The organism is Dehalobacter sp. TeCB1 (assembly GCF_001707455.1).
GTDB lineage: Bacteria > Bacillota > Desulfitobacteriia > Desulfitobacteriales > Syntrophobotulaceae > Dehalobacter > Dehalobacter restrictus.
The window spans coordinates 1-5,254 of record NZ_MCHF01000009.1; the positions used below are offsets into that span (position 1 = coordinate 1).

4 protein-coding genes are annotated in these 5,254 nt (G+C 40.5%); 2 read left to right on the top strand and 2 right to left on the bottom strand.

Annotated elements, in window-relative coordinates; translation table 11 throughout:
* Window positions 1-198: 198 nt before the first annotated feature.
* Window positions 199-1,335: an SPRY domain-containing protein gene (locus A7D23_RS02565; protein WP_019226907.1), complete on the top strand. Its 1,137-nt coding sequence runs from the start codon at window positions 199-201 to the stop codon at window positions 1,333-1,335.
* Between the two features lie 383 nt (window positions 1,336-1,718).
* Window positions 1,719-2,057, top strand: coding sequence for a type II toxin-antitoxin system HicB family antitoxin (locus A7D23_RS02570; RefSeq protein ID WP_019226908.1), 339 nt, complete (start codon window positions 1,719-1,721; stop codon window positions 2,055-2,057).
* Window positions 2,058-2,805: 748 nt separating this feature from the next.
* Here A7D23_RS02570 and A7D23_RS02575 read toward each other — a convergent pair.
* Complete coding sequence (locus A7D23_RS02575; protein ID WP_025206034.1) at window positions 2,806-3,693, bottom strand: DUF3102 domain-containing protein; 888 nt, start codon at window positions 3,691-3,693, stop codon at window positions 2,806-2,808.
* 150 nt (window positions 3,694-3,843) lie between these two features.
* A complete protein-coding gene (gene fliB / locus A7D23_RS02580) occupies window positions 3,844-5,082 on the bottom strand; it encodes a flagellin lysine-N-methylase (RefSeq protein ID WP_141690631.1) in 1,239 nt (412 codons plus the stop codon).
* Window positions 5,083-5,254 lie beyond the last annotated feature (172 nt).

Sequence of the window (5,254 nt, forward strand, 5' to 3'; positions counted from 1 at the left end):
GTTATTCTCATTATACCAGATTTGGTGGTTTCCTTGTTGTATTTAACCATACTTTCAAAGACTTTCAAGGTTTCAACCTACCCGACAGGGTGGGAAAGTTGAGTTAATGAAAAATAATTATAAGACTTATAATGTAGGTATTATTTATGTTATATTTTGTATAAATAAACAATTATTTAAAGAGGAGGAAATAAAAGTATGATATCAGAAAAAAGTAAAAATGTTATCAATTCTGTTAATGGCGATCATGTTGCTGGTTACAGTTGTCCCTGCTGTTTTGCCACAACTGAAGTAACACTTAATCCTTCAGATAAAGGTGGTGGGGTAGCTTTAAGTAACGGTAATCTAACTGTTTATGAAGGGGATACTAATTACAATCAAGGCGTCAGAGCTACAAAAAGTGTTACTAATGGAAAATGGTATTGGGAAGTTACATCAGTTTCAGGTCCAACGAATACAGGGATTGGAATAGCTAATAGTTCAGCAAGTGTTTCTAGTTGGTCTTGGCAAGAACAAAATAGCCGAGTTTATTATGGAGATGATTCGGGATATCCAAGCATTAAAACAGAAGATTTAGGAGGTGGATATTTAGCTGTCGGCAATACAATTGGATTAGCTTTGGATATGGACGAAGGAACTTTAGAAATATATAAAAATGGAAACTTGCTTGGTACATTGTGTAGTGATATATCTTCACTCGGGGCTGTTTATCCGTTTTTTGTTTCAGCAACAAATGCTACCTCTGTAACATTTAATTTTGGAGCAACTCCATTTACGTTTACTCCCCCTAGTGGCTATCTAGCGTATAACCTATCTGTTTTGCCTAATGCACCAAGTAATTTAACAGCTACTTCTGGTAATTCCCAAATCTCTTTAAGTTGGACCGCTGATTCTGGTGCTACTAGTTACAATGTTAAAAGGGCAACTGTAATCGGAGGTCCATATACAACAGTAGGAACTTCGACAACAAACTCGTATATTGACACGTCAGTAATAAACGGAACAACCTACTATTATGTCGTCACAGCTGTAAATAGTGCCGAGGAAAGTTCAAATTCGGATGAAGCATCAGCAACGCCGTTAGAAGTTGTTACTGGAAGAGCTTTACTCGTAGTTACCATGATAAACGGAACAGAAAAGGAATATGACTTAACCATGACCCAGGTAAATGATTTCATTAACTGGTATGATGGACGAACTGAAGGGACCGGAAGAAATTATTATATCATGAATAAAAACTTTAACCTTGGTCCCTTCCAAAGCCGGAAAGACTACCTAGTATTTGACAAGATCATGAATTTTGAGGTCATGGAATATCAGGAGCAAGAACAATAAAATCAGCAAAGCCCGGGGAGATTGATCCTCGGGCTTAGTTATTTATTCAAAACGGGGAATAATTAACTGCGAGCATTAAAAACACCCCGCTTTTCGTACCTCAACGACAAACGCGTAGTTACATTGCGTGAATGGGGTGTGTTCGTTGCTTAACCATAAACGGCGCATCACACCCGAGTTGAGCGGGTAAAAATATTCCTTAATGTAACTAAAAATAGTTGCATTTTTTGAGGATTGAATATAATATAAACAGGCGGTTCAAGAGTCGCTTTCTCCAACGGAGAAAATGATTACATCCGACTGCACAAGCCGCATCCGCGAAACATCCTCAAGCCGTATCAAGTAGAGGATATTATTACAGCCTTACAAGAAAGGGGATTGTTATGAGCAACTACATTCATTATCGAGACTACACCGGGAGCATTGAGTTTTCCGAGGAAGATGCAGTATTTCATGGAAAGGTCATTGGCATAAAAAACATGATTTCTTTTGAAGGTGACAGCGCAAAAGCCCTCACCGAAGATTTTCATAATGCGGTTGATGAGTATTTGGAATTATGCGAGAAAAGCGGCAAACAGCCCGAGAAGCCGTTCAAAGGTTCTTTCAATGTCCGCATTCAGCCCGAATTGCACCGCCAAGCCGCCCTTGCTGCGTCCGCTCGCGGTCTGTCCCTCAATGCCTTTGTGGAGTATGCCATAAGACACAATGTGAATCAACCTTAACAGCCGCACATCTGAAAAGTTCAACATCAAAAGAAGTTGCGACCGCTCCGGGAGGGTTGCGACTTCTTTCTTTTTCCTATGATTAAACTTTACGGTGCCTGACACCAACTTATTCTTAACTGGTATGATGGACGAGCTGAAGGAACCGGAAGTAATTATTATATTGTGAACAAAAACTATAACCTCGGCCCCTTCCAAAGTAGAAAAGACTACCTTGTATTTGACAAGATCATGAATTTTGAGGTTATGGAATATCAGGAGCAAGAACAATAAAAAATAATCAAAGCCCGGGGAGATTAATCCTCGGGCTTAGTTATTATTCAATCGATAAAATCCGATTTCTCAGAATAAAGGAAAGGTGATGGCGTAAGAAGCAAAGCTCCGGGTCATATTTGTGAAAACATGTTCTGCGTATAGTCCTTAATATTTACGGGGGTGAGCATGCGATATTTCTCCTTTACAGATGAGAAATACTCACCGATAGCCTGTTTCGTAATGATTCTGTTGGACGATACTATACCCCTAAGCGATACAGAAAGCGAAAAACGAGGTGCTTCATAATGAAGTGCCTCGTTTTTCGCTTCTCTTGGTCAGCTAAGCTATGCCGACTGGCTTTCATGCACTAACCCAATTCCCGAGCCCAAGGCCCTCAACTCGCTCAAATTCACGGACATTATTCGTGACGATAATAAGTCCTTTAGCCTTCGCATGTGCTGCACAATATATCCATAGCTCCAATCGGAGAAAATCAGGAATTAACTCTGAGCGGCTTCTTCGGGGGCGGCCACACTTTAATTGTCTCTGCCATATAATCAATCAGCTGGTTGGCCGCTTTTCTTTTTTCTTCTTTCAGCTCCGGATCGATATGAGCCAGATTGGTGAGCGCTGTCGTCAGATCGAAGAAGGTATCGGCGATCGTTTTGGAGCAAGCGTCGCATTTCTCTACATACTTGATGTAAGCGTCGGGGTTGCGTTCGGTTTTAAGGTTATGGGTAAAAGGGGCTGTCGTTGCAGAGGGGACATCACCGGCAGAGGAGGTATCGTTGGCAGATAAGGCTTCTGCATTGACATGTTCCGGATTCGTTGGCCTTGGCAAAGCCTTAGCGTGCTCCTTTTTTAATTCGGAGATTGTACTATCGATCGTCTCCAGCCCTTTTTTGAGTAGCTGATTCTCCTGAAGGGCCTGGCCCTTTTCCTGAAGCGCCTGCTCCTTCGCTTGATTGGCCTGATCTCTGTCCTTCAGAGCCTGCTGCAGCTCCTGTTTCGTCATACTGCCGACGTCATTGTGCGTGATGAATTCCTCCCGCTCCTCTGCCGGTAAACCCAGTAAGAGGAGAGCCTGGATGTAAGTCAGATGGGACACTGGTGTCCCATTTGAGCTGTCGGATCCTTCAGGGAAGCTAGGCCCATACTCTTCGTAGAGCTTTATCAGCCTGGAGGCAGTTCGGCGAGAATAGTTCACAGACTCTTCCAGCCACTTAATCCATTCCCCGTGTTTGAGCATGGCCTTGGCTTCCTGCAAATGACGGCCGATTTCAATGGCGCTGGTAAGCAATATTTTTTTAGTTTGGCAGGTTATCATCTTTATTTCAGCCGCTATGACAAGCGGCGTGCGTTCGGTGGCCGGATTATCCATACCGCCCATCCGTCCTTTCATTATGAGTCTAATTACAGCATATGTAGATAGGCTTCGGACGGTGAGGGCTTGGCTTTTTAAAAAACAGAACCCGGCCATTTTCGAACCGGGTTTCTGCTTGATTTTTTTAAGGTATTCATTTATCATTTCCTAATTTTTAATTATGGCAGCGATATAAGGAAGCTGAAAAAAATCCTCCCGTTTAAAAAGAGTATAGATATCGTTAATATAGGAAGGAGTATGTTCTACCGTTCTTGAGAAAGACTGAAACAGCTTAATAATTATTTCATCAGTAATACCTTTATGATAAGCGGCTATACCTACAAGCAATAATGAAACATAAGCATAGTGAAGGATCATCATGCAAAAGGACTCAAAAAAAGTAGAATCATTGCGCAGAGGGACTAACTCTTTAAACACATAGTTAACCAAATAATTCTCAAATATATATTCATTTTTCTCCAGCCAGGGCTTAACAATATCCTGCAACGTTTTATCGAAATCGCACAAAATATCATCCCAATTCCTCCCATCTGAGAAATTTAGGCCCATAAGAAACTCATTGTAGCATTCCAGATATCTGCTTCCGTAAATTTGACCTTTATGAAGATATCTCAGATCGATGATACTTTTAATGAGCTTTACTTGGATATGATTTGCAGCGGGGATACCTGACAAGATGTTTTTTACGGTATTACAATCCGAAAGCAGCCTGTCGTATTCATCAATAAAATTTTCAATTTCTTTATAATTATTCGAAACTTGATGCGTTCGATTATAGAATATACTTAAAAACATTAGTCTTTCCCATAATGTATACGATCTATCCTGTAAAACTTTGATGGTGAAGATTCTTAACGGCCAAAAATACTTTGTTACTGGAGAACTTTTAGTATCTATAGACGAAAGGATGAGGTAATGAATATGCGGCCATTCGTCTATGTGATCAAATTCAATCGTCTGAGGGTTCAGAAGTATTAATCTGGCCATTTCCGGGCAGCCCAGCGTTCCTGAACCTTCTAAGACTCCATCAATTAGATTAGCATGTCTGGGAAATACTGAACATATTTCTGACAGGTAATCCTCCCCCAGCTTGCATTGGATATTGCACAATTTATTTTCATTGAGAAAAGGGCACCTGCCTCCTTCCAACGTTTTCAATATTTTATAATGGCTATTTGTCTGGCATTGGTCATCTTTAACAATGTATTCTTCCAATAATGGTTTAAGTTCAGGATCCGTAACCTTTAAATATTTATCACTCGTTTTCTGGTCAATTGACACTATCCACCCGAAACAACAGCAGCAATCCTCGCATTGAGAACCTTGACAAGAAAAATCATGCAAATATTTTGGGATTAACACAGACTGATATTCTTTACCGCTCACATTTACCCCCCATATCAACGTATTGCAAGTATGTATTTGTTATTGACTCAACTTTCCCACCATTAAATAATGGTTAAAGCCATGATTTTTCTGACACATCAGGTTGCAAACAACAATCGTTCTTTGAAAGACCGTGGAATAGTGCTAAGAAAAGTATCCATAATCATATTGG

Excerpts from the sequence above, each read along its gene's own strand:
- A7D23_RS02565 (WP_019226907.1), top strand. The coding sequence starts at position 199 with ATGATATCAGAAAAAAGTAAAAATGTTATCAATTCTGTTAATGGCGAT.
- A7D23_RS02575 (WP_025206034.1), bottom strand. The coding sequence starts at position 3,693 with ATGGATAATCCGGCCACCGAACGCACGCCGCTTGTCATAGCGGCTGAA.
- A7D23_RS02570 (WP_019226908.1), top strand. The coding sequence starts at position 1,719 with ATGAGCAACTACATTCATTATCGAGACTACACCGGGAGCATTGAGTTT.